The organism is Paracoccus sanguinis (assembly GCF_900106665.1).
In the GTDB taxonomy this organism is placed as follows: domain Bacteria; phylum Pseudomonadota; class Alphaproteobacteria; order Rhodobacterales; family Rhodobacteraceae; genus Paracoccus; species Paracoccus panacisoli.
This window is the reverse complement of sequence record NZ_FNNA01000002.1, coordinates 848,066-871,223: the sequence shown is the minus strand read 5'-3', so window position 1 is coordinate 871,223 and position 23,158 is coordinate 848,066. Positions and strand designations below refer to the sequence as shown.

Annotated in this window: 20 protein-coding genes, 1 tRNA gene and 1 pseudogene; 11 read left to right on the top strand and 11 right to left on the bottom strand. The window is 72.4% G+C overall.

Annotation, left to right across the window (positions count from 1 at the left end; genetic code table 11):
- The first annotated feature begins 1 nt into the window (after window position 1).
- Window positions 2-850, top strand: coding sequence for a glycosyltransferase (locus tag BLW17_RS10700; protein WP_036734974.1), 849 nt, complete (start codon window positions 2-4; stop codon window positions 848-850).
- The gene (locus BLW17_RS10695) at window positions 847-1,671 is read left to right on the top strand and encodes an NAD-dependent epimerase/dehydratase family protein (RefSeq protein ID WP_036734959.1); all 825 of its coding nucleotides are present in this window, start codon (window positions 847-849) and stop codon (window positions 1,669-1,671) included. Before BLW17_RS10700 ends, BLW17_RS10695 begins: the two co-directional genes overlap by 4 nt.
- Here the strand turns inward: BLW17_RS10695 and BLW17_RS10690 are convergent.
- The 7 genes and pseudogenes from BLW17_RS10690 to BLW17_RS10660 all read right to left on the bottom strand — a co-directional run.
- Window positions 1,668-4,763: an efflux RND transporter permease subunit gene (locus tag BLW17_RS10690; protein ID WP_052176503.1), complete on the bottom strand. Its 3,096-nt coding sequence runs from the start codon at window positions 4,761-4,763 to the stop codon at window positions 1,668-1,670. The genes BLW17_RS10695 and BLW17_RS10690 overlap by 4 nt on opposite strands.
- A complete protein-coding gene (locus BLW17_RS10685; protein WP_036734957.1) occupies window positions 4,760-5,962 on the bottom strand; it encodes an efflux RND transporter periplasmic adaptor subunit in 1,203 nt (400 codons plus the stop codon). The genes BLW17_RS10690 and BLW17_RS10685 overlap by 4 nt, the downstream gene beginning before the upstream one ends.
- Entirely contained in the window at window positions 5,959-7,071 is a 1,113-nt protein-coding gene (locus BLW17_RS10680; RefSeq protein ID WP_074826556.1) for an efflux RND transporter periplasmic adaptor subunit, read from the bottom strand. The genes BLW17_RS10685 and BLW17_RS10680 overlap by 4 nt, the downstream gene beginning before the upstream one ends.
- 120 nt (window positions 7,072-7,191) lie before the next feature.
- Window positions 7,192-8,379: a kynureninase gene (gene kynU / locus BLW17_RS10675; protein ID WP_036734955.1), complete on the bottom strand. Its 1,188-nt coding sequence runs from the start codon at window positions 8,377-8,379 to the stop codon at window positions 7,192-7,194.
- Between the two features lie 98 nt (window positions 8,380-8,477).
- On the bottom strand, window positions 8,478-10,598 hold the full coding sequence (glyS, locus tag BLW17_RS10670) for a glycine--tRNA ligase subunit beta (RefSeq protein ID WP_036734967.1): 2,121 nt from the start codon (window positions 10,596-10,598) through the stop codon (window positions 8,478-8,480).
- A complete protein-coding gene (locus BLW17_RS10665) occupies window positions 10,595-11,077 on the bottom strand; it encodes a DUF6446 family protein (protein ID WP_036734952.1) in 483 nt (160 codons plus the stop codon). The genes glyS and BLW17_RS10665 overlap by 4 nt, the downstream gene beginning before the upstream one ends.
- A 221-nt stretch (window positions 11,078-11,298) precedes the next feature.
- Window positions 11,299-12,255, bottom strand: a pseudogene (locus tag BLW17_RS10660) (glycine--tRNA ligase subunit alpha); the annotation flags it as partial.
- 116 nt (window positions 12,256-12,371) lie between these two features.
- Between BLW17_RS10660 and BLW17_RS10655 the strand changes: the two are divergent.
- Window positions 12,372-13,982 (top strand): peptidoglycan-binding domain-containing protein, encoded by a 1,611-nt coding sequence (locus BLW17_RS10655; protein ID WP_211656936.1) that lies wholly within the window; start codon window positions 12,372-12,374, stop codon window positions 13,980-13,982.
- Here BLW17_RS10655 and BLW17_RS10650 read toward each other — a convergent pair whose 3' ends face one another.
- Window positions 13,983-15,431: a TrkH family potassium uptake protein gene (locus BLW17_RS10650; protein WP_036734907.1), complete on the bottom strand. Its 1,449-nt coding sequence runs from the start codon at window positions 15,429-15,431 to the stop codon at window positions 13,983-13,985.
- Between the two features lie 149 nt (window positions 15,432-15,580).
- Here BLW17_RS10650 and BLW17_RS10645 point away from each other — a divergent pair.
- Window positions 15,581-15,654 (top strand) — tRNA-Gly (locus BLW17_RS10645).
- Window positions 15,655-15,719: 65 nt separating this feature from the next.
- On the opposite strand, the gene gph is transcribed toward BLW17_RS10645, so the two are convergent.
- Window positions 15,720-16,373, bottom strand: coding sequence for a phosphoglycolate phosphatase (gene gph, locus BLW17_RS10640; protein ID WP_036734905.1), 654 nt, complete (start codon window positions 16,371-16,373; stop codon window positions 15,720-15,722).
- Window positions 16,374-16,470: 97 nt separating this feature from the next.
- A complete protein-coding gene (locus tag BLW17_RS10635; protein WP_036734904.1) occupies window positions 16,471-16,836 on the bottom strand; it encodes a winged helix-turn-helix domain-containing protein in 366 nt (121 codons plus the stop codon).
- 124 nt (window positions 16,837-16,960) lie between these two features.
- Between BLW17_RS10635 and BLW17_RS18815 the strand changes: the two genes are divergently transcribed.
- The 3 genes from BLW17_RS18815 to truA are packed head-to-tail and all read left to right on the top strand — an operon-like array spanning window position 16,961 to window position 18,884.
- Entirely contained in the window at window positions 16,961-17,095 is a 135-nt protein-coding gene (locus BLW17_RS18815) for a hypothetical protein (protein ID WP_269429093.1), read from the top strand.
- Window positions 17,095-18,072: a 5-bromo-4-chloroindolyl phosphate hydrolysis family protein gene (locus BLW17_RS10630; RefSeq protein WP_081969182.1), complete on the top strand. Its 978-nt coding sequence runs from the start codon at window positions 17,095-17,097 to the stop codon at window positions 18,070-18,072. The genes BLW17_RS18815 and BLW17_RS10630 overlap by 1 nt, the downstream gene beginning before the upstream one ends.
- 2 nt (window positions 18,073-18,074) lie before the next feature.
- Entirely contained in the window at window positions 18,075-18,884 is an 810-nt protein-coding gene (gene truA, locus BLW17_RS10625; protein ID WP_036734903.1) for a tRNA pseudouridine(38-40) synthase TruA, read from the top strand.
- Here truA and BLW17_RS10620 read toward each other — a convergent pair.
- Window positions 18,853-19,479, bottom strand: coding sequence for a sugar transferase (locus tag BLW17_RS10620; RefSeq protein WP_036708488.1), 627 nt, complete (start codon window positions 19,477-19,479; stop codon window positions 18,853-18,855). The genes truA and BLW17_RS10620 overlap by 32 nt on opposite strands.
- A gap of 295 nt (window positions 19,480-19,774) precedes the next feature.
- On the opposite strand from BLW17_RS10620, the gene BLW17_RS10615 reads away from it, so the two are divergent.
- The 4 genes from BLW17_RS10615 (at window position 19,775) to BLW17_RS10600 (ending at window position 22,344) form a co-directional block, all read left to right on the top strand.
- Complete coding sequence (locus tag BLW17_RS10615; RefSeq protein WP_036704707.1) at window positions 19,775-20,230, top strand: universal stress protein; 456 nt, start codon at window positions 19,775-19,777, stop codon at window positions 20,228-20,230.
- Window positions 20,231-20,311: 81 nt separating this feature from the next.
- Window positions 20,312-20,875: a NifU family protein gene (locus tag BLW17_RS10610; protein ID WP_036734901.1), complete on the top strand. Its 564-nt coding sequence runs from the start codon at window positions 20,312-20,314 to the stop codon at window positions 20,873-20,875.
- Window positions 20,868-21,497, top strand: a complete 630-nt coding sequence (gene tsaB, locus BLW17_RS10605) for a tRNA (adenosine(37)-N6)-threonylcarbamoyltransferase complex dimerization subunit type 1 TsaB (RefSeq protein ID WP_036734892.1) — start codon at window positions 20,868-20,870, stop codon at window positions 21,495-21,497. The genes BLW17_RS10610 and tsaB overlap by 8 nt, the downstream gene beginning before the upstream one ends.
- 430 nt (window positions 21,498-21,927) lie before the next feature.
- Window positions 21,928-22,344: a GNAT family N-acetyltransferase gene (locus tag BLW17_RS10600; RefSeq protein ID WP_036734891.1), complete on the top strand. Its 417-nt coding sequence runs from the start codon at window positions 21,928-21,930 to the stop codon at window positions 22,342-22,344.
- Window positions 22,345-23,158 lie beyond the last annotated feature (814 nt).

The window sequence follows — 23,158 nt, the reverse complement described above, 5'->3', positions numbered from 1 at the left end:
GCTGCCCGAGGGGCTCGACGCGGCGCGCGACCGGGGCGCGCGCAACGCCTATGTGACGCTCGTCACCAACGACGACTTCGCACGCGGCGCGCGGGCGCTGCTGCGCTCGCTGCGCCTGACCGGGACGCGCGCCGATCTCTGCGTCATGCACACCGGCGGCGTGTCCGAGGCGGCGCTGGCGCCGCTCAGGGCCTTCGAGCCGCGGCTGGTCCGGGTCGAGCTGCTGCCGACCTCGGACGCCTTCAACGCCGCGCACGCGCGAGACCGCATCCACGGCCTCGCGCCCTTCACCAGGGGCGAGAAGCCCGCCTTCCACACCCCGCTCGACAATTTCGCCAAGCTGCGGCTGTGGCAGCTGGATTATGAGCGGGTGGTGTTCCTCGATGCCGACACGCTGGTGCTGCAACCGATCGACCGGCTGTTCGACTACCCCGAGCTTTGCGCCGCCCCCAACGTCTACGAGGGGTTGGAGGATTTCCACCGGATGAACTCGGGCGTGTTCACCGCCCGGCCCGATCCGGCCACGTTCGAGCGGCTTATGGCGCAGCTCGACGTGCCCGGCGCGTTCTGGCGGCGCACCGACCAGACGTTCCTGCAGGCGGCCTTCCCCGCCTGGCACGGGCTGCCGGTGTTCGACAACATGCTGCAATATGTGTGGTTCAATCTGCCGGCGCTGTGGTCGTGGGCGGACATCCGGGTGCTGCATTTCCAGTATGAAAAGCCGTGGCAGGACCACGCCAAGGCCGACCGGCTGGCGCCGCTGATCGACCTCTGGCGCGCCTATGCCGGCGATGGGCCGGTGCCCGACAGCCGCAGCCTGCCCAACCCTCCCGTGCCTGATCCCGCATGAAGGTCGCGCTTACCGGCGCCAGCGGCCTGGTCGGGCGCTTCCTCGCCCGCGGCCTGGCGGCGGCGGGGCACGAGGTCGACCCGCTTCCCGGCTGGCGGCTCGGCCAGCCGGCCCCGCTCGAGGGTTGCGCAGCACTGGTCCACGCCGCCTTCGCCCATGTCCCTGGCAAATACCGGGGCGGCGAGGGCGACGACCCCGACCGCTTCGTCGCGCTGAACCTCGACGCCTCGCTGCGGCTCTTTGCCGAGGCGAAGGCGGCGGGGGTGGGGCAGGTGGTGTTCCTGTCATCCCGCGCCGTCCATGACGGCCGACCCGAGGGCACCCCGCTGCCCGACGGCACCCCGCCCATGCCCGCGAGCCTCTACGCAAAGGTCAAGGTCGAGGCCGAGGCGGGCCTCGCCGCCCTCGACGGCCCCGGCTTCGCCGCCGCCAGCCTGCGCGCCACCGGCGTCTATGGCCCCGGCGCGGGGCACAAATGGGAAACGCTGTTCGCCGACTACCGCGACGGCCGCCCCATCGCCCCCCGCCGGGGCACCGAGGTGCACGGCGACGACCTCGCCGCCGCGCTGGCGCTGGTGCTCGACCGGCAGGGCCGGGGCGCGTTCCACGTCTCGGACCTGCTCGTGGACCGCCACGACCTGCTCTCCGTGGTGCAGCGCCTCACCGGCTGCCCCTACGCCCCGCCGCCCCGGGCGAAGACGCCGGTCTCGCAGATGGGCTGCGCGCGGCTCACCGCTCTGGGCTGGCGCCCGCGCGGCTGGCCCGGCCTCGTCGCGGCCCTGCCGGGGATGCTCGCCCCGCCCTCCTCGGGCTGGACCTAAATATCCCGGGGGTCCGGGGGCAGAGCCCCCGGCCCGCCTGTCTCCATTTGCGGCCGCCGCACCCCGAACACGACGCAGTAGAGCGCCGGCACGAACAGCAGCGTGATCAGCGTCCCGGCGATGATTCCGCCCATCATCGCAAACGCCATCGGCCCCCAGAACACCTGCCGCGAGATCGGGATCAGCGCGAGGCTCGCCGCCGCCGCAGTCAGCAGGATCGGCCGGGCGCGGCTGTCCGAGGCCTCGAACACCGCGTCCCACTTGGACCGCCCGCGCGCCAGCAGCGCCTGAATCTCGTGGACGAGGATGATCGAGTTGCGGATCAGGATGCCGATCAGCGCGAGGATGCCGAGGATCGCCACGAACCCCATCGGCACCCGGAACGGCACCAGCGCCGCGACCACGCCGATCAGCCCCAGCGGGGCGGCGGCAAAGACGATCAGCGACAGCCGGAAGCTCTGCATCTGGATCATCACCAGCGTCGCCATGATCAGCAGCATCACCGGCACCACCGCCGCGATCGGCGCCTGGCTCTGGCCCGAGCTTTCCACCGTCCCGCCGATCACGATCTGGACCGAGGGAGGCAGGGTCGCGGCATAGGCCTCAACCGCCGGCGTCAGGGCAGTGACCAGCGTCGCAGGCTGGTCCTTGGTCGCCACCGCCGCCTTGACCGTCACGGTCGGGCGGCCGTCGCGCTGCATGATCAGCGGCTGCTCGGTCTCATAGCTCAGCCGCGCCAGCGCGGCGAGCGGGATGGGCGTGCCGGTCGTCGTCGCCAGCTCGAGGTTCTGGATCGAATCGAGTGACTGCCGGTCGGTCTCGGCCCCGCGCGCCACCACGTCGATCAGGAAGATCCCGTCGCGCAGCTGGGTCACCCCCTTCCCGGAGTACAGCGCCGCCAGCGCGCCGGCGATGTCGGTCGAGGAGAGGCCGAGCTGCCGGGCTCGGTCCTGATCGACCTCGACCCGGACCACGCGGGCCGGCTCGTTCCAGTCGAGCGAGATGTCGCGCAGCCGCGGCTCGGCCGCCATCACCGCGGCGAGGCCGCGGGCCGCGTCGCGCGCCTCGTTCAGGTCGTTCGAGCTGACCCGGTACTGCACCGGCTTGCCGACCGGCGGGCCGATCTCGAGGTTCTTCACATAGACGTCCGTGCCGACCATCTCGGTCGCGGCCCAGGCGTTCAGCCGCGCCTTGAGCGCGTCGCGGTCCACGAGGTTCGCGGTCTGGATCACCACCTGCCCCATGAACGGCCCCGGGGTCGGCACATCCATCGCCAGCACGAAGCGCGGCGCCCCTCGGCCGACGTAGCTGGTCCAGAACTTCGCCTCGGGCTGCTCTTTCAGGAAGGCGTCGATCCGGGCGATCGAGGCGTCGGTGCGGGCGATCGAGGCGTTGTGGCGCTCGGTCACGTCGATGATGATCTCGGTGCGGTCCGAGGTCGGGAAGAACTGCTGCTCGACGAAGCGCATCCCCCAGACCGAGCCCACGAAGATCAGCGCCGTGGCGATCACCGTCGCCCAGCGGAACCGCATCGCGGCGCGCAGCATGACGTGGAACGCCCGCCGCAGCGGCCCGGCCCGGCCGGCGTGATGGGCCATCTTCGCCGGCAGCAGCGTCACCCCCAGAAGCGGGGCGAACAGCACCGCGACGATCCACGACACCGGCAGCGACACGGCGATGACGACGAAGAGCGAAAAGGTGAACTCGCCCGCCGCCGAGCTGTTCAGCCCGATGGGGATGAAGCCCGCGACCGTCACCAGCGTCCCCGACAGCATCGGGAAGGCGATCGAGGTCCACGCATAGCTCGCCGCCTCGCTGCGGCTTTCGCCCAGCTCGAGGCGCGAGATCATCGTCTCGATGGCGATCATCGCGTCGTCGACCAGAAGCCCCAGCGCGATGATCAGCGCGCCGAGCGAGATGCGCTGCAGCGTGATCCCCCAGATGTCGAGGATCACGAAGGTGATCGCCAGCACCAGCGGGATGGTCAGCGTCACAACGAACCCGGCCCGGAACCCGAGGCTCACGAAGCTGACCAGCAGCACGATCCCCACCGCCTCGGCCAGCGCCTTGACGAAATGGCCGACCGCCTCGGTCACCACATGGGGCTGGTCGGCGAACTTGTGCATCTCGATGCCGATGGGCAGGTCGGCGGCGATGGTCTGCATCATCGCGTCCAGCTGGGCGCCGTAGGTCTGGATGTTCTCGCCCTGCCGCATGGCGACCTCGAGGCCGATGGCCTCCTGCCCGTTGTAGCGGAAGAGCGCGGCCGGCGGGTCGGCGGTGCCGCGGGTGACGGTCGCCACGTCGCCCACGTTGAAGAACCGGTCGCCGATCCGCAGGTTCACGGCGGCGATGGACTCGGCGGTGTCGAACTGGCCGCCGACGCGGACCAGCACCCGCTCGGGCCCCGCCTGCACGATCCCCGACTGTGCGATGGCGTTCTGCGCGGCCAGCGTCTGGACCACCTGCTCCTGCCGCAGCCCCAGCGCGGCGAGGCGGGTCGAGGAGAACTCGAGGTAGATCTGTTCCTCGCGCACGCCCAGCAGGCTGGTCTTGCCGGCGGCGGGCAGGCCCTGAACCTGCTTGCGGATCGCCTCGACCCGGTCGCGCAGCTCGCGCTGGGTGAAGCCGTCGGCGGTGAAGGCGTAGATGTTGCCGAACACGTCGCCGAAATTGTCGTTGAACTGGAAGCCCGCGAACTCGGCCGGGAACTCGGGTCGCAGGTCGCCCATCATGTTGCGCACCCGCTGCCACGTCCGCGCAACGTCGCCGCCGCGCACGGTGTCGAGCAGCTCGACATAGACGACCGCCTGCCCGGGCATGGTGACCGAGCGGGTGAACTTGAGCTCGTCCAGCTCCTCGAGCTTGGTCTCGATCCGGTCGGTGACCTGGTCCAGCGTTTCGCCGATGGTGGCGCCGGGCATGGCGGCAGAGATCACCATGACCTTGATGGTGAAGTTGGGGTCCTCTTCGCGGCCGAGGCTGCGATACGAGATGATCCCCGCGACCATCGACACGATGAGCAGGAACCACACCAGCGAGCGGTGGTGCAGCGCCCAGTCCGACAGGTTGAAACTGCGGCGGCGGATCATGGCGCCACCCTCGGCCCGACGGCCTGTCCTTGGGTGAGCGAGTGGACCCCGCGCACCACCACCTCGGCCCCGGGGGTAAGGCCGCCGGTGACCTCGGTCCGGCCGCCCTCGGTCGCGCCGAGCGTCACCGGCGTCAGCGCCACGGTCCCGCCGTCGCCCTGACGCGTCACGGTCCAGACGCCCGCGCCGCCCTCCGGCCCCACGACCACGGCGGCGGCGGGGACGGTCAGGCGCAGCGCGTCGGCGCCGGCGCGCCGGGCGCGGATCAGGCTGCCGATCCTGAGCCCCGAGGTCTCGCCCACGGCCATCGGCAGGGCGAGGTGGACCCGCCGCAGCCGGGTCTGGGCGTCGGCGACGGGGGCGATGCGGCTGACGATGCCCTCGACCGGCGGGCTGGTCTGGGCGGCCGCGGCCGACGCGGCCTGCGCCGGGTCGGGCACTTCGGCGCCCTCGCCCTCGGCCTCGGCGCGGCCGGCCTCGGTCGCCGGGTCGCGCCAGATGGTGAAGGGGTCGCCGGGCGCGAGGCCGCGCAGCTGCGTCTCGGTCAGGTCGATCCGCGCCTCGAGCCGGTCTTCGGATGAAAGTGTCATGATCGGGTCCCCTGCCGCGACCACCGCACCCGGCGCCGCCTGCACGTCCGAGATCACCCCGGCGATGGGCGCGGTCATCACCGCGAACCCCTCGGCATTGCGGGCGCTCTCGAGCTGGGCGCGGGTCTGGGCCACCGCGGACTGCGCGGCGGCGAGCCCCTGCTCGGCCTGCTCGAGCTGCGCGGTCGAGGCGACGTTGCGGCTGGCCAGCGCGCGGGCGCGCTCGGCGGTGTTCTCGGCGGTCGTGAGGTTCACCTCGGCGGCGGCGACGGCGGCCTCGGCCGCGCGGACGCCGCCCTCGAGGTCCTCGGGCGCGAGCCGCGCGAGCAGGTCGCCCTGCGCCACCCGGTCGCCCACGTCCACGGGCCGGGCGGTCATCCGCCCGAGGGTCTGAAACGCCATGCGCACCTCGGTCACGGCCGCCACCACCCCGGGGATCGAGCGGTTGAAGGCGGCGGTATCGGCCGCGAACTCGGTCACCACCGGGCGCGGCGGGGCGGGCGGCGGCGCCTCGGCCTCGCCGCGGCCGAAAAACGGCAGCTCGAGCGCGCCCGCCGGCCCCGCGGCGGCTGCAAGCAGCGCCGCGCAGAGAACCCACGCCGCCCTCATGGCCGGGGTGTCCCGCGGCGGACCTGGCGGCCCGGATACATGAGCTGCGAGCCCTCGCCGACGACGACCTCGCCCGAGGTCACGCCGGCGCGGACCACGACCACGCCGGTCTCGTAGCGCTCGACCTCGACCGGGGCGATGGCCACGCGGTCGTCGGCGCCGATCCGCCACACGGCGGGCAAGGTGCCGCTGACGGTCAGCACCGTCCAGGGCAGCTCGATCCCCTCGCCGGCCGGCACCTCGGCGGTGCCCACCACCGCCGCGCCGAGCAGCGCGGGGTCAAGCGGGCCGTCGATCGCAACCCGCACCGCGACCGATCCGGTGGCCGGATCGACCAGCGGCGCGATCTCGCTGACCGTGCCGTTGAGGCGCCGGTCGGGGTGGTCGATGGGGCTGAGACTCACCTGCGCCCCTTTCCACGCGTCCAGCCGGGGCGAATCGGGCAGCCGGAACACCGCCTCGAGCCCGGTCAGCGCGGCGAGCGACAGGATCGGCTGCGCGGCGCCGACGACCTGCCCGGGCTCGGCGGTGCGGGCGGTGACCACGGCCTCCTCGGGCGCCTTGAGCACCGCGTCGTCCAGCGCCCGGCGCGCCTGATCGGCACGGGTGCGGGCGCTTTCAAGCTGGCCCTCGGCCGCCGACAGCGCCTGCTGGGCGGCGTCGCGGGCGGCGCGGGTGCCCACCCCCCGGCGCAGCATCTCGTCGGCGCGCTCGGCGGCCTGCCCGGCCTGCCGCGCGGCGGCCTCGGCGGCGGTGACCCCGGCCTCGGCCTGGTTCAGCGCCTGCTGCTGCTGGACCGCGTCGGTGCGCGCCAGCGGCATCCCGGCGCTGACCCGGTTCCCGGCCTCGACCAGGATCTCGGTGATCCGGCCGCCGTTCGGGAAGGACAAATCGATGCTGTCCTGCGCGCCGATGGTGCCGGTGAGCTGCACCCCGAGGGTCAGCGGCCGGGTCTCGACCGGGACGTATTCGACGGCGAGCAGCGGTCCCCCGGCGGGCGCCTGCGGCGCAGCCTCGGCGACCGGCGGGGAGGGGGCGGAGGGGGTCTCGGCCGCAAGCGGCACCCCGGCCGCGAGCAACAGCGGCAGCAGCAAAAATCCGGATCGCATGACATGCGCCTTTCAATCTCCGCATTCCTATGCCACGCCCGCGGCTCAAAGGGAACCCGGCAATTGGGAAGAGGGTGAACCGAGCGTGAACGGCGCGCGCCCGGCGCGGGGTCGCCTAGGTCAGGTGACGGCGGCCCGGCGGTGGTACTCGGGGCGGTCCCAACTGCCGGTGCGCAGGATGTCGGACAGGGTGGCCACGGCGCGCGCCACATCCTCCATCCCGTTGTAGAGCGGGGCAAATCCGAAGCGCAGCACATCGGGGGCGCGGAAGTCGCCGATCACGCCCTGGGCGATCAGCGCCTGCATCACCGCATAGGCCTGGGGGTGGCGGAACCCGACCTGGCTGCCCCGCGCCGCGGGGTCGCGCGGGGAATACAGGGTGACGCCCGGGCACGCGGCCTCGACCCCCGCGATGAACGCCTCGGTCAGCGCGACCGAGCGGGCGCGCAGCTCGGCCATGCCGACCCCGTCCCAGACCTCGAGCGCCGTCTCGAGCGCGGCGAGCGCGATGACCGGGGGCGTGCCGACCCGCATCCGCTCGATCCCCGGCGCGGGGGTATAGTCGGGATCGAAGGCGAAGGGCGCGGCATGGCCCATCCAGCCCTGCAGGCAAGGGCGCGCGGCCTCGGCGTGGCGCGGGTGGACCCAGATGAAGGCCGGCGCGCCGGGCCCGCCGTTGAGGTACTTGTAGGTGCAGCCCACGGCGAAATCCGCGTCCGCGCCGCGCAGGTCCACGTCGATGGCCCCGGCCGAGTGCGCGAGATCCCAGACCGTCAGCGCGCCCGCCGCGTGCGCCTGCGCGGTCAGCGCCGCCATGTCGTGTCGCCGCCCGGTGCGGTAATCCACCTCGGTCAGCATCAGCACCGCCAGATCGGCGTCGATCGCCCCCGCCACCGCCTCGGGTGCCACGACCCGCAGCTCGGCCCCCACGGTCCGCGCGAGACCTTCGGCCACGTAGAGGTCAGAGGGGAAGTTGCCGCTGTCCGACAGGATCACCCGCCGGCCGGGGTTCAGCGTCAACGCCGCGCTGAGGGCCTGGAAGACCTTGATCGACAGCGTGTCGCCCATGACGACCTCGCCCGGGCCCGCCCCGATCAGCCGGGCAATGCGGTCGCCGACCCGGCGTGGCTGCACGTACCAGCCGGCGCGGTTCCAGCCGGTGATGAGCATCTCGGCCCACTCGTCGCGCATCATCGCCGCGACCCGCTCGGCCGCGCGCACCGGCATCGGGCCCAGCGAGTTGCCGTCGAGGTAGGTGACCCCGTCAGGCAGGTGGAACGCGGCGCGGGTGGCGGCAAAGTCGGTCATGGCGGCTCCTGTCGTGCCCGGGGACGGGGGCGGTGTGCCCCCGGTCCCTGCGGGCATGCCCCGAGGATAGGTGAGAACCACCGCAGGGGAAGCCGGGATCAGCCCTCGATGCGGCCGAAATCGGCGATCCGGCGGCCGGTCTCGCGGATCCGGTGCAGCAGGTTCAGGCGGTTGCGGCGCAGCACCGCGTTGTCGGCGTTGACCTGCACCGCCTCGAAGAAGCCGTCGATGGGGGCGCGCAGCGCGGCGATGGCGGCCATCGCGGCCGGGTAGTCCTCGGCCCGGACGGCGGCGGCGATCTGCGGCTCGGCGGCGTCGAGGGCGGCGAAGAGCGTGCGCTCGGCGTCGGTCTCGGCGAACTTCGGGTCGGCGCCGAAGCTGTATTCGACGCCGTCCTGCGCCTCGGCCTGGGCGAGGATGTTGGCGGCGCGCTTGAGCCCCTGCAGGAGGTTCGTCCCGTCCTCGGTCGCCAGCATCGCGTTGAGCGCCGTGGCCCGAGCGACGACGAGCGTCAAATCGTCGTTCCCCGGCATGGCGAGGACCGCGTCGATCACGTCATGGCGAATGCCCTGGTCGCGCAGGTGCACCTTGAGGCGGTCGTGGAGGAAGGACAGAAGGTCGTGGTGACGGTTCGTCAAGGATTGGGCGCTAGGCTCGGCGGCATGAGCCTGATTCTGCGCCTCATCGCCCTGCTGCGCCGCATCGCCGGCGGCGATCCATGCCGTGAGCGGGGCGCGGACCCCATTCCCCAGAACCAGCCGGATCACCCCCAGCGCCGCGCGGCGCAGCGCAAAGGGGTCCTTGGACCCGGTGGGCTTCTCGTCGATGGCCCAGAACCCGGTCAGCGTGTCGAGCTTGTCGGCCAGCGCCACCGCCACCGACACCGGCGCCGAAGGCACCGCGTCCGACGGCCCGAGCGGGGCGTAGTGGTCGCGGGCGGCGTCGGCCACGGCCTCGCCCAGCCCCGCGGCCTGCGCGTAATAGCGGCCCATCGTGCCCTGCAGCTCGGGGAACTCGCCCACCATCGCCGAGCGCAGGTCGAGCTTGGCGGTCCGCGCCGCCTGTTCGGCCTGATCGGGGTCCGCCCCCACCGCGGGCGCGATCTCGCGGGCCAGCGCGGCGATGCGTGCCACCCGGTCGGCCTGGCTGCCGAGCTTCGCGTGGAACGTGACGGCCTGCAGCCCCTCGGCCCAGCCGGTCATCCCGCCCTTCGCCTCGCGCAGGTCATTGCCCCAGAAGAACGCCGCATCCGAGAGCCGCGCGGCCAGCACCCGCTGGTTGCCGGCGAGGATCGTCGCGCCGTGGTCAGGGGTCTCGATGTTGGCGACGGTGACGTAGCCCTCGATCCGCCCGGTGGCGGGGTTGCGGGCCGACAGGAACTTCTGGTGTTCCTTCATCGAGGTCTGCAGCACCTCGGGCGGCAGGTCGAGGAAGCGCGCCTCGATCACCCCCATCAGCGGCACCGGCCACTCGACCAGCCCGGCAAGCTCGGTCATCAGCCCGTCGCCGGGCACGATTTCCCACCCGCGGACAAAGGCGAGGTTCGCGGCCTCCTGCCGGATCGCGGCCTCGCGCTCGGCGGGGTCGAGCATGACGCGCGCGCGGCGCAGCTTGGCGGCGTAGTCGTCGAAGCCGGTCACCGCAAAGGCGTCAGGCGCCATGAAGCGGTGGCCGCGGGTGGTGTTGCCGGCGGCGATCCCGTCCACCTCAAGCGGCACGACCTGCGCCCCGGCCTCGTCGCTGAGCAGGCAGAGGATCGAGTGCAGCGGCCGCACCCAGCGCAGGTTGCCCGAGCCCCAGCGCATCGACTTGGGCCAGGGAAAGTCGCGGATCGTGCGGGAGAGCACCTCGGCCACGATCTCGGCGGCCGGGCGGCCAGGGCGCTCGACCACGGCATAGAACGCCTCGCCCTTCTTCTCGGCGCGGCGCTCGAGCTGGTCGAGCGTCAGGCCCGTGGCGCGCAGGAAGCCCTGGATCGCGGCCTCGGGGGCGTCGGTGCGCGGGCCCTTGCGCTCGTCGCGCACGGGCTTGGACTGCGCGTCCAGCCCCTCGACCGCCAGCGCCAGCCGCCGCGGGGTCGAGAAGGCCCCGGCGCTGCGATAGGTCAGCCCAGCCTCTACCAGCCCCTCGGTCACGAGGCGGCGCAGGTCGTCGCGGGCGCGCGGCTGCATCCGGGCCGGGATTTCTTCCGAGAACAGCTCGATCAGCAGGTCCATCAGTCCATCACTCCGCGGGCGGGCGTCTTGTCGTTCAGCTGGTGCCAGGCAAAGGCGCGGCCGTCGGGATAGACGATCAGCACCCGGTCCACGTCGGGGCGGACCTCGGATTGGCCGAGGATGGCGCGGGCGTGGCCGGCCTCGAGGTCGAGGGTCAGGGCCTTGGCCGAATAGCACTGGAACCACCCCGGCCCGTTCAGCGGCGTCGCGGCGGGGTAGGGGGCGGCGTCGGCCACGGCGGCCGGGTCGAGCGTCATGCAGGCACGGTAGCGGATGGGCGAGCTGGTCGCGTCGATGGCGCGGAAGCCCGCGACCGCGACCGGGTGGGTCGTGCCGTCGGGCCGGGTCACCATGATGTCGGCGGCGCCGGTGATCTCGTCCACCTCGTCATAGAAGCCGTAGACTTGCAGATACCACGCCGCCACGCCGGCGAGCAGCGCGACGAGCACCAGCATCGAGGCCATGATCTTGCCAGAGGTCATGGGGTCGTCCCGCGTGGGGCGGGGTCGGCGTCGCTGGGGCCGGGGGCCGCGGGGGTGCGCTCAGCGGCCGGGGTGCCGGTGGACGGGGCGGTGGTGGACGGCTCTTGGGCCGCCACAGCCGCGGGCGTCGCGGCATCCGGCCCGGCATCGGCTGCCGACGGCGCCACCGTGGCCGCGCCGTCCGCTCCGGCGGCGCGCGCGTCACCGGCCACGCCGGTCGCCGCCTCGGTCGTCACGAACAGGTCGGCGCAGCGCTTGGCCAGCGCCCGGACCCGGCCGATATAGGCCTGCCGCTCGGTGACCGAGATCACCCCGCGGGCGTCGAGCAGGTTGAAGAGGTGGCTCGCCTTGATTGCCTGGTCATAGGCCGGGTGGGCCATCGGGATGCGGCGCCCGGCGGCGTCTTCCTCGGGGGCAGTCAGGATGCGGTCGCACTCGGCCTCGGCATCCTTGAAGTGCTGGAACAGCATCGCCGTGTCGGCCTGCTCGAAGTTCCAGCGCGAATACTCGCGCTCGGTCTGGCGGAAGATGTCGCCGTAGGTCAGCGGGATCGGCGCATCGGGGTCGTTGAACGGCATCTCCATGACGTGCTGCACGCCCAGCACATACATCGCCAGCCGCTCGAGCCCGTAGGTCAGCTCACCCGACACCGGGCGGCAGTCGTGGCCGCCGACCTGCTGGAAATAAGTGAACTGCGACACCTCCATCCCGTCGCACCACACCTCCCACCCGAGGCCCCAGGCGCCGAGCGTCGGGCTTTCCCAGTCGTCCTCGACGAAGCGCACGTCATGGACCAGCGGGTCGAGCCCGATGGCGCGCAGGCTGCCGAGATAGAGGTCCTGCAGGTCCGGCGGCGAGGGTTTGATGATGACCTGATACTGGTAGTAGTGCTGCAGCCGGTTCGGGTTCTCGCCGTAGCGCCCGTCGGTGGGGCGGCGCGAGGGCTGGACATACGCCGCGGCCCAGGGGCGCGACCCGAGGCTGCGCAGGGTGGTGGCCGGGTGGAATGTGCCGGCGCCGACCTCCATGTCGTAGGGCTGCAGGATCGCGCAGCCGGTGGCCGCCCAATAGCTCTGCAGCCGCAGGATCACGTCCTGAAAGCAGCGCGGCCGGTTCGCTTCGGCGGGCGAGGGGGGACGCGGTTGTGAAGCGGCCGCAGCGGGCTGGGGGCTGGTCATGGCGGCGTCCTTTCGCATAACTGGCGCGAATGCAGGCCGCTCATAGGATGCGGCCGGGGGCGGGTCAATCTGCCCGCACCTGATGGGGACGCCCGATGCGCACGCTTGCCAGACTGATGACCGCCACCCTGCCCGTCGTCGTGGCGCTGTCGGTCGCGGCACCCGCGCTGGCCGAGCCGGTGGTGCTCAGGATCGAGGCCAAGCGCGGCGTCGAGAGCGAGGCGGCGATCGCCGCCTGGGCGGGCCGGTTCCCGAATGTCGTGGCGTTTCAACTGCCGGGCGGCTGGACCGGCATCGGCCTCGGCCCGATGGAGCGTGCCGCCGCCGAGGCCGAGATGGCGCGGCTGAAGGCGGCGGGCGAGATCCCCGGCGACAGCTTCATCGCCCCCGCCCCGGCCGAGGTCGTGGCAGCGGTGGCGCCCGACGCGGGTGCGGCGCCGGCTGAGCCCGGGGCGGCCGAGGGGATGGCGGCGGACGGTATGGCTGGGGGGAACCCGGCGGCGGGTGCCTCGACCTTCGTGGCGCCGGGTGCGGAAGCGGCAGCGAGCCCGGAGGCCGCCGCCGACAGTCCGGCCCAGCCGCCCGCGAGCGAGGCCACCGCGACCGAGGCGGGCGCGACCGACGTCGCGGCGAACGCTCCCGAGGCGACCGATCCGACCACGGACACGCCGCCTGCGGACACCGAACCGGCCGCCCCGGCCAACGGCGCGGGACCAGCGGTCACCCTCACCGCCCCGGCCCCCGGCGACTACCTCCGCCTCCAGCGCTTCGACACGCGCGAGGCCGCCGACACCGCCTTGCAGACCTGGCGCAGCGACTTCCCCGAGGCCGGGCTCTACCAGCAGCCGGACGGCGGCTATGCGATCACCCTCGGCCCGCTGGCGCCCGAGGCGGCGGCGGCATGGCTGACCGCGTTCCGCAATGCGGAACGGGTGGGCCGCCCCGGCGCGGTGCTGCCGGCGTCCGAGCTGGGCACCGGGATCGACGCCGGCCAGCCCATCGACCTGCCCGGGCCCGGCACGGCCGAGATGCCGGCGCTGATCGACATCCAGCGCGCGCTGCGCTGGGCGGGGCACTATGAGGGCCGCATCGACGGCAAGGACGGCCCGCAGACCCAGGCCGCCATCGCCGCCGAGGTCCTCGGCCTGCGCGCCGCCCCCGATGCCGCCAGCGCCATGCAGGCGCTGATCGACCGGCGCGTGGCGTGGAACGCGCAGATGGGGCTGACGCGGCTGGACGATCCGCAGACCGGGCTGTCGGTCATGGCGCCGATGGACCGGCTGCAGTTCGACCGCAACGAGCAGGGGATGTCGATCTATGGGCCGAAGGACGGCTCGGGCGCGGCGCTGATCCTCTATGCCGCGCCGGGCGGGCAGCAGGAGATGCTGGACTTCACCGGCCTCGTCACCGCGCTGGGCTGGGTGCCCGCGCCCGAGCGCAAGATCGATCCCGGCCACGCCCGCCTCAAGGGCGAGAACGAGACCCACATCGGCCAGGCCGAGGCGCGGGTCGAAAACGGCCGGGTCGAGGGCGTGGTGCTGATCTGGCCCAAGATGGATGCCGCCGACCAGCCGCGGGTGGCGGGCGAGATGCTCGACAGCCTCGCCCCCACCGCGGTCCCCGAAGCGGCCGAGCCGGCTGCGGCAGAGGCCTCGGGCGCGGCGACGGACGCCGCCGCCGCGGGCGAGGCCCATGCGGAAGACACCCCGCCGGCCCCGGCGAACTGACTACTGCCGCCAGAACCGCGGCATGAGCACCACGAAGACGGTGATCAGCTCGAGCCGGCCGAGATACATCCCCACGATCATCAGCCACTTGGCGGTCGTGGGAAAGTTCGCCACGCTGCCGTTGCCGCTGACCTCGGGGCCCCAGGCCGGGCCAACGTTGGCGATGGCGGTCCAGGCCGCGGTCAGCGCCGTGCGCGGGTGCAGGCCGGTCAGCGCCAGCCCGACGATCAGCACCCCGAAGGTCAGCACGAACAGCGTGAACAGCGCCATGACCGAGTTGACCACCTCGGGGTCGAGCCGCCGCCCCTGCAGACTCAAGAGCCGCACCCGGTTCGGCGACTGCATCTGCGCGAGCTGCGCCCTGAGCGCCTGGAACAGCACCTGATAGCGGAACACCTTGACCGAGCAGCAGGTGGACCCGGTGCAGCCGCCGATCAGCCCCACGGTGATCAGCAGCACGAAGGGCAGGTGCCCCCACTGGGTCACGTCGACCGAGGCATAGCCGGTCCCGGTCATGATCGTGACCACGTTGAAGGCCACCTCCCGCAGCAGGCCCGGCGACGGCGGCACGTCCAGCCACAGCGACTGGTAGATCACGATCAGCGTGCAGACCACGGCGATGATGGCGAGGAAGGTCCAGATCTGGCTGTCCCGCCACAGCGGCGCGAAATCGCCGTGCATCGCCTGCACCATCCGCACGAAGGGCAGCGAGGCGAGGATCATGAAGACCGTCGCGGCAACCTCGGGCGCGCCGATGAAGGCGCCGAAGCTCGCGTCGAGGTTGCTGAACCCGCCGGTCGAGCAGGTGGTGAGCGCGTGCATCACCGCGTCGAACCCGCTCATCCCCAGCCCGGCATAGATCATCGCGCAGAGGATGGTGATGCCGAGATAGAGCTCGGTCATCTCGGCCGCGATCGAGCCCGCGCGCGGCATGACCTTGCCCATCGTGTCGAACCCTTCCGAGCGGAAGAACTGCATCCCCCCGACCCGCATGACCGGCAGGAACACCATCGCCACCACGACGATCCCGAGCCCGCCCGACCATTGCAGCAGCCCGCGCCAGAGATGCACCCCGTCGCTCAGCGCCCCGAGTTCGGGGAAGGCGGTGGCGCCGGTGGTGCTGAGGCCGGACATCGCCTCGAACATGGCGTCGGTGAAGCCGGCGCCGGCGACCGCGGCGCGGATCGGCATGGCCCCGATGACCGGCAGCACCAGCCACAGGCCCGAGGTCAGCAGGAACGCCTGCTCGAGCGTCAGCGTGCGGCCCTCATGCCGTGTGGCGAGCATCACCATCCAGGCGACGAGCGCCGTGCCCGCGCCGGTCGCGGCGAAGATCCGCCAGCTCGCGGCGCCCGCCGACCAGTCCACCGCCGCCGGCGCGGCCATCATCACGCCCATGACGATGGCGAGCTTGGAAATCGCGTGGATCACGGGGCGGACGTCGATCATGGCGCCCTGACTGCCCGCAGCCATGCGAGCGGTCAAGCGCGCCGACCTCGGTTGCGCCGGTGAGAGCCTGCGCGACGCGCCGCACGCCGCCCGGGTTGCGCCGCAGGCCGGGTTGCGCCGCAGGCGGGGCTGCGCTAGTCCGGGCGGGCGCGGGTGTAGCTCAATGGTAGAGCAGCAGCCTTCCAAGCTGAATACGTGGGTTCGATTCCCATCACCCGCTCCAATCCCCGACCCTGAAGCGACGTGCGGTGCCTCTGCGGGCAGCGGGCACCCTGTCAGCCGCCGCGTTCACCCACCCAGCGCATCCCGCACCAGACCCGGCAACTCCGACCAGTCGTCGAAGGTGGCGTCGGGCGCGATCTCCTCGACGCTGTGGCTGCGGTAGCCGCCGGTGTAGAGCAGCACCGGCAGCCCGGCGGCGCGCGCCGCCTGCGCATCGGCGCGGCTGTCCCCGACCATCACGGCGGGCCCGCCGCCCAGGCGACGGACGACCTCGCGCAGCCCCTCGGGCGCGGGCTTGCGGCCGAAGCGCGTGTCGCCGCCCACCAGCGCATCGAAGCGCCCCGAGAGGCCGAGCGCCGCAACGAGCGCTTCGGCCAGGCGCTGCGGCTTGTTGGTGCAGATGCCCAGCCGCGATCCGGCGCCGGACACGGCGTCGAGCGCGTCGAGAACGCGAGGGTAGGGACGGGTGAGCAGACAGACCTCGGCCCCGTAGCGGGTCAGGTAGTCGCCGTGCCAGTCGTCGAAGCCCGCCTCCTCGGCGCCCACCGCCGCCATCGTGCGCCGCACCAGCATCGGCACCCCGTCGCCGACGAAGCCGCGCACCCGGTCGAGCGACAGCGGCGCCTGACCGCGCGCCGCCAGCACCCGGTTCATCGCCGCGTGCATGTCGGGTGCGCTGTCCACCAGCGTCCCGTCGAGATCGAAGACCACGGCGCTCATGTCGGCCGAACGCGCCTACCGAGAGCGAGCGCGGGGCTCTGCACGGGGCCGGCGTTTGCATGGGTGCTGCGCCCAGCGGCCGGGGAGACGCGTTCCATTACGCCTCCTGCCCTCGCAGCAGCGCCTTGAGCGCCGCGACCGAGGGGGCGGCGGCGGCGGACGCGTCCGCCTCGATCCGGCGGTAGAGGGCGAGGACGCGCTGCCCGGTTTCGGTCAGTGTCGCCCCGCCGCCGCCCGGCCCGCCGCGGGCGCTGTCCACGAGCGGGGCCTCGAACATCGCGTTCATCGTCTCGACCAACGACCAGGCGCGCTTGTAGCTCATCCCCATCGCGCGCCCGGCCGCCGAGATCGAGCCGGTGCGGTCGATCCCCGCCAGCAGCGCGGCCTTGCCCGGCCCCAGCATCGCGTCGGGGGCAAGGTAGAGGCGCAGGAAGAGTTCGGGGCGCAGATGCGGGTCGGCCATGCCCGATCATCGCCCGCCCGGCGCGGCGCGGCAACCGGGGCCGGCACCGCAATCCAGACCTGCCGCGGGGTCGGTGCCCTTTTCCCCACCCCGCCGATCCCCCATATTCGCAGCGCACCGGCCGATGGCCGGAGGGTTGCCCGGCCGGGCGGCCCGAGCCGCAAGGAAAGGTCCGCCGATGTCCCGTCGCGCCATGCAGCGCCTGTCGTTCTTCCTGCTGATGGGCGTCACGCTCTACGCCTCGCTGGGGCTGGGCTGATGGCGCGTCGGTTCGGCGGCCCGCACTCGCCCGTCCCGGGGCAGACCGGCGGCGCTTTGCCTCGCCCGCCCGAGCGGTTGCGCCACCCCTACGAGTCGCGCACCTCGTGGGTGACGGCGATGGCCACGCCCTTCCTGCTCGCCGCGCCGTTCCACGACCCGGTCGGCATGGCCGCGAACCTCGCCGCCTTCGGGATCACCGCGGGGGCGATGTGGCTTACGCGCGAGGGGCTGCAGGCCGAGGCCGCCTATGACGCCCGCCGCGTGGCGCGGCGCCCGGCGATCCCGCGCAAGCTCTTCGGCGGCATCCTGACCGGGCTGGGGCTGGCCGTAGGCACCGCCGAGCCGGGCAGCTTCGCGCCGGCGGCGGTGATGGGGGTGACGGGGGCGGTGCTGCACTGGCTCGCCTTCGGCCCGGACCCGATGACCGACAAGGGGATGGAGGGGGTGGACGCCTTCCAGCAGGACCGCGCCGCGCGCATGGTCGAGGCGGCCGAGGCGAACCTCCGCGCCATGTCGCAGGCGATCCTGCGGACCGGCGACCGGCGGCTCGAGGCGCGGGTGGGGCTCTTCGCGGCCACCGCCCGGCAGCTTTTCGAGCAGGTCGAGCAGAACCCCGGCGGGCTCGCGCCGGCGCGGCGCTATCTCGGCGTCTACCTCGAGGGGGCGCGCGACGCGACGATCAAGTTCGCCGACCTCTACGCCCAGACCCGCGACCCGCGGGCGCTTGCGGATTACGAGGCGCTGCTGGCCGATCTCGAGGCAAGCTTCTCGGCCTTGGCCCAGCGGCTGCACGAGGGCGGGCGCACCGACATGGACATCGAGATCGAGGTGCTGCGCGACCGGCTGGCCCGCGAGGGCGTCCGCCCCGCGCCCGACGCTCCCGCCCGCCCCGCGCTTGAGGCGCGGTCCGAGCCCACGGCCGCCGAGACCTTCGGCCAGAAGCTGCGCGAGAGCCTGCGCGACCGCTCGCGCTGACCATGCCCCGTTTCGCGCTGTGGATCGAATATGACGGCGGGCCGTTCGCAGGCTGGCAGGCGCAGGCCGACCAGCCCTCGGTGCAGGGCGCGCTCGAGGCGGCGCTGGCGAGGCTCGACCCCGGCTTCGCGGCCGGGGCGCGGGTGGCGGCGGCCGGGCGCACCGATGCGGGCGTCCACGCCACGGCGCAGGTCGCCCACGCGGACCTGGTGCGTGACTGGGACCCGTTCCGGCTTTCCGAGGCGCTGAACTGGCATCTGAAGCCCGCCCCGGTCGCGGTGCTGGCGGCGGCGCGGGTGGGGGACGACTTTCACGCCCGCTTCTCCGCCACCGGGCGGCGCTATCTCTTCCGCCTGCTGTCGCGGCGCGCGCCGGCCACCCATGACCGCGGGCGGGTCTGGCAGGTGACGCATCCGCTGGACCTTGCGGCGATGCAGGCGGGCGCGGCGCATCTGCTCGGGCGGCACGATTTCACCACCTTCCGCTCGACCATGTGTCAGGCGGCGAGCCCCATCAAGACGCTCGACCGGATCGAGATCACCGCCCATCCCGTGCCGCGCGGGACCGAATACCGCTTCCACCTCGCCGCGCGGTCGTTCCTGCACAATCAGGTGCGGTCGATCGTGGGCACGCTCGAACGGGTGGGGCAGGGGGCGTGGCCGCCCGCGCGCGTGGCCGAGGCGCTCGCCGCGCGTGACCGGGCGGCCTGCGGGCCGGTCTGCCCGCCCTCGGGACTGTATCTGAGCGGGGTGGACTACCCCGACGACCCCTTCGCCGGGATCAGCGTCGCCGGACCCAGCCCGGGCGGATGACGGTCATCACCGTGTTGGCGATGATCCAGAGATCCAGCCCCAGCGTCCGCCGCCGCTGGTAGATGCGGTCGAGCCGCAGCTTGGTCGGGATGCAGCGGCGGTAATAGGCGGCCTCGGTCGCCTCGGCCGTGTGGCACTTGGCGAGGATGCGGTCCTCGTGGGCGTGATAGATCAGCGTGGCGAGGCCGGTGACGCCCGGCCGCGTCCGCAGCACCTCGGAATAGCGGCGCGGGAAGCGCTCGACATATTCGCGCAGCGGCGGGCGCGGCCCGACGAAACTCATGTCGCCGCGCAGGATGTTGAAGAGCTGCGGCAGTTCGTCGATCCGCGTGCGCCGCAGGAACTTGCCCAGCCGGGTGATCCGCCACGCCTTGTGAGCGCCGGTCGCCCCCGCGTCCTCGTCCACCTGCGCCATGGTGCGGAACTTGATGAGGTTGAAGGCCTCGCCCGGCGCGCGCATCCGCTCGGACACGTAGAAGATCGGCCGCCCCTCGTAGATCGCAAGGATCGTGGCCACGGCCAGCATCACGACCGACAGCGGGATCAGCAGCAGCAGCGCGAAGACGATGTCGAACAGCCGCTTCGACCAGGTCATGCCGGCGCGGTGATCGGCGACCCAGTCATCCGGACACACGCCGGGGCGGACGGGACGCATCCCGACCGCTTCGGTCGCATTCCAGTCATGATGGATCGTCACGCGTCCAGACTCCCGGCCGGTTAACGGGCGATTAACACAGAGGCACGCCAATGAAAACGCGACGCGCACCGAATTGTTCGTGACCCTTGCGCGGCTGGGGCGCATTTGTCACGCTGTCGGGCCGGCCTGTCGCCCGGCGCGCCACCGCGCGCCCCCGGCAGGCAGGCGGATAACGGCGGGGAGTGGTCGGGCGATGCGCAAGTTTCTGGTGGTGCTGGACGACAGCAAGGAATGCCTGAACGCGATCCGCTATGCGGCCCTTCGTGCGGCCTCGACCGCGGGCGGGGTGCAGGTCCTGTCGGTGATCCCGGCCGCCGAGATCCAGCACGGCTTCGGCGTGGCCGAGGTCATGCGCGCCGAGGCCCGCGACCGGATCGAGGCGCAGTTCGAGGTCTACGCCAAGTGGATGCGCGACCGCCCCGGGATCGAGCCCGAGCTGGTGGTGCGCGAGGGCGACCCGGGGGGCGAGCTGCTGGCCCAGATCGCTGACGACGCCGACATCGGGGTGGTGGTGCTGGCCGCCGCCTCGGGCAGCGGCGGGCCGGGGCCGCTGATCACCCGGCTGATGCGCGACCTTGCCCTTCTGCCCTGTCCGCTGACCATCGTGCCCGGCGACATCACCCGCGAGCGGCTGGAAGAGATCACCTGACGGCAACCCGGCCTGCCGCTGCTGCGGGCTTGACGAAGCCGGGTGCGGGCAACCATATCGGTCAGGCATGAGGAGCCGCCGATGTTCATCCAGACCGAGACCACGCCGAACCCCGCGACGCTGAAGTTCCTGCCCGGCGAGACGGTGCTGGCCTCCGGCACCGCCGACTTTCCCGCGGCCACCGCGGCGGGCACCAGCCCGCTGGCGCGCCGCATCTTTGCCGTGCCCGGTGTGACCGGCGTGTTCCTCGGGTCCGACTTCGTGACCGTGACCAAGGGTGACGCGGCGATCTGGGACCAGATCAAGCCGTCGATCCTCGGCGCGATCATGGACCATTTCCAGTCCGGTGAGCCGGCGCTCGAGACCGGCGCCGCCCCGGCCGCCGGCGGCCACGCGACCCACGACGGGCCGGACGCCGAGATCGTGAGCCAGATCAAGGAATTGCTCGACACCCGGGTGCGGCCTGCGGTCGCCCAGGACGGCGGTGACATCACCTTCCACGGCTTCGACCGGGGGGTGGTCTATCTGCACATGCAGGGCGCCTGCGCCGGCTGCCCGTCCTCGACCCTGACGCTGAAGATGGGGATCGAGAACCTGCTGCGTCACTATATCCCCGAGGTGACCGAGGTCCGTCCGGTTGCCTGACGCCGGCCCTCTCGTCCTGGGGTTCGACACATCGGCCGCGCATTGCGCGGCCGCCGTCGTCTCGGGCGGGGGCGTTCTGGGCGACGGCGCCGGGGTGCAGGTCCTCGCTTCCCGCACCCTGCCGATGACCCGCGGCCAGGCCGAGGCGCTGATGCCGCTGCTCGAGGCGGTGCTGCGCGAGGCCGGCGTCGACTGGCCCGCGCTCTCGGCGATCGGCGTGGGGGTGGGGCCGGGCAATTTCACCGGCATCCGCATCTCGGTCGCGGCCGCGAGGGGGTTGGCGCTGGCGCTGAAGGTCCCCGCCATCGGCGTCACCGCCACCGAGGCCGCCGCCGCCGGTCATCCCCGGCCCTGCCGCGCCGTCGTCCCGCTGCGCGGCGACGATGTGGTGTGGGAGGATTTCGGCGCCGAGGCGGGCACTGGCCCTGCGCTGGCCCCGGCCGGGACGCTTCCGCCGGGGCCGGCGGCGCGGACGCCGCGCTGGCCGCTGCCCGTGGGCATCGCCCTCGTCGCCGCCGGGCGCCTGGGCCACGGTGCGCCGCTGCCCCGACCGGCGCCCCTCTACCTGCGTCCCGCCGACGCCGCGCCACCACGCGACGCGCCGCCGGTGTTGCTGGCGTGACTGGGAGGGTGGTTTGGTTTGGCCGAGCGCGGTGCGTCGAGCGTGTGCAGGCCGCTGCGCTGGGGTCGGCTGCCCGGACTGGATTTACGCGGGGCGCGGCGACTGGCTCAGCATCAGCGGGGCTGTGCTTCTGCAGGGCGCCGCTCTACCTGCGCCCCACAGACGCCGCCCCACGCCGCCACGCGCCGCCGGTGTTGCTGGCGCGGCGTTGGGGTCGGCTTGCCTCTTTCGATTTGCGCGGGGCGCGGCTACTCCCCCGGCATGGGCGGCCCGGGGTTCGGCGGTGACCGTGCAGACGGCGAGATGAGCGTTGGGATCGGTTGTGTGCGCGGCCGCATGGCGCCGGTGCGTCCAGTCAGCGATGCACCACTTCGATTGGCGGTGCCCATCAACGGGTTTCCCCATTGCCCTCGCAGCTAGGTATCCTCGTATGACCCCTGACGACCTCGCGCGGTTGCACGCTTTGTGTTTCACCCGCCCCCGGCCATGGAGCGCGACCGAGTTCCGCAATCTGTCCGAGGCGCCGGGATCCCTACTTCTAACGGACGGCGCCGCCTTTCTCCTCGGACGGGTGATCGGGCCGGAGGCGGAACTCCTCACCCTAGCCGTGGACCCCGCCGTGCGCCGGCGAGGTCAGGGCCGCACCCTCGTCACCCGCTTCTTCACCACCGCCCGCGCGCAAGGCGCCGATACGGCCTTCCTCGAGGTCGCCGCCAATAACACCACCGCGATTGCTCTCTATGCCGCGACCGGCTGGTCCGAGGCGGGCCGCCGCCGCGGCTATTATGGCGACGGGATCGATGCGCTCGTCCTGCGGCGTGACCTGACACATTGCGGTTCAAATTGAGGGAAAGGAGGCCGTCGCGCTGGCGGCCCGCAAGTGTAGAGCGACCGGAAGGCGGCGAGGCGTTCACCAACACGTCGCCCGAGGTTCCGCAGTGCGGCTGACCGCGTCGCCGTACTACGGGGCTGGCACAAATGAGATCTTCCCCCTCGGGTGCGGGTTTGACATCAATTACGACTGCAGGGTGGGCGCCCTTTTCAGGCCGGCACGAAAGTCACGTGTGCTTTGACCCGCGAACCTCTGGAGAGCATCACACGCGACCTTCATCAGCATCTCGGGTGCGGGACTTGAACCGGCTTTGAAATTATTGATCTCAAGATTGATGCCGCGGCGCGCAATGAATGCTCGCGTGCTGGCGCAGGTACGAGCGATGTTTCTCGCCATAAGCGCTTCACCATCCTCCATAACCGCCTCTCCGCTTTTCCGCCGGGGATGAGACCACCAGAGGCAGGATTTGCCGCCAAAAGGGTGGGCAAAAGGCCGGGGGAGTAGATACTGATGCTCTTGACCCGTCACCCCGACTCAATGTCCCTGTTCGGCAACTGGGTTAGCCCTCCTCGGGGACCAGTGGTGGCCGATGCCCCCGACCGACGCGACCTTCTCCAAACCACCCTCGCTGCCGCCTTCAGCTGGCAAATGAAGAAAAGGCTGGCTGAGTGACCCGAACAGAACTCCGAAAAATCAGGCGCCCACCGGCGCCCGGCAAGAGCGGTAATGAGCACCTTCCCGGTGCCGCACCCCCCAACCCGTCTCCAATTTGACCTGACCAGGGAAGGGCTGATCGACGCAATAAAGCGTAGAACTGTGGGTGACTGCG

Bases quoted from the DNA above. Each gene is read 5' to 3' on its own strand.
- BLW17_RS10635 (WP_036734904.1), bottom strand. From the start codon at position 16,836: ATGGCCGACCCGCATCTGCGCCCCGAACTCTTCCTGCGCCTCTACCTT.
- BLW17_RS10680 (WP_074826556.1), bottom strand. From the start codon at position 7,071: ATGCGATCCGGATTTTTGCTGCTGCCGCTGTTGCTCGCGGCCGGGGTG.
- BLW17_RS10690 (WP_052176503.1), bottom strand. From the start codon at position 4,763: ATGATCCGCCGCCGCAGTTTCAACCTGTCGGACTGGGCGCTGCACCAC.
- BLW17_RS10615 (WP_036704707.1), top strand. From the start codon at position 19,775: ATGCGCAAGTTTCTGGTGGTGCTGGACGACAGCAAGGAATGCCTGAAC.
- BLW17_RS10695 (WP_036734959.1), top strand. From the start codon at position 847: ATGAAGGTCGCGCTTACCGGCGCCAGCGGCCTGGTCGGGCGCTTCCTC.
- BLW17_RS10655 (WP_211656936.1), top strand. From the start codon at position 12,372: ATGACCGCCACCCTGCCCGTCGTCGTGGCGCTGTCGGTCGCGGCACCC.
- BLW17_RS10685 (WP_036734957.1), bottom strand. From the start codon at position 5,962: ATGAGGGCGGCGTGGGTTCTCTGCGCGGCGCTGCTTGCAGCCGCCGCG.
- BLW17_RS10600 (WP_036734891.1), top strand. From the start codon at position 21,928: ATGACCCCTGACGACCTCGCGCGGTTGCACGCTTTGTGTTTCACCCGC.
- BLW17_RS10665 (WP_036734952.1), bottom strand. From the start codon at position 11,077: ATGACCTCTGGCAAGATCATGGCCTCGATGCTGGTGCTCGTCGCGCTG.
- BLW17_RS10650 (WP_036734907.1), bottom strand. From the start codon at position 15,431: ATGATCGACGTCCGCCCCGTGATCCACGCGATTTCCAAGCTCGCCATC.
- BLW17_RS18815 (WP_269429093.1), top strand. From the start codon at position 16,961: ATGGCCGGAGGGTTGCCCGGCCGGGCGGCCCGAGCCGCAAGGAAAGGT.
- kynU (WP_036734955.1), bottom strand. From the start codon at position 8,379: ATGACCGACTTTGCCGCCACCCGCGCCGCGTTCCACCTGCCTGACGGG.
- BLW17_RS10620 (WP_036708488.1), bottom strand. From the start codon at position 19,479: ATGACCTGGTCGAAGCGGCTGTTCGACATCGTCTTCGCGCTGCTGCTG.
- truA (WP_036734903.1), top strand. From the start codon at position 18,075: ATGCCCCGTTTCGCGCTGTGGATCGAATATGACGGCGGGCCGTTCGCA.
- gph (WP_036734905.1), bottom strand. From the start codon at position 16,373: ATGAGCGCCGTGGTCTTCGATCTCGACGGGACGCTGGTGGACAGCGCA.
- BLW17_RS10610 (WP_036734901.1), top strand. From the start codon at position 20,312: ATGTTCATCCAGACCGAGACCACGCCGAACCCCGCGACGCTGAAGTTC.
- BLW17_RS10630 (WP_081969182.1), top strand. From the start codon at position 17,095: ATGGCGCGTCGGTTCGGCGGCCCGCACTCGCCCGTCCCGGGGCAGACC.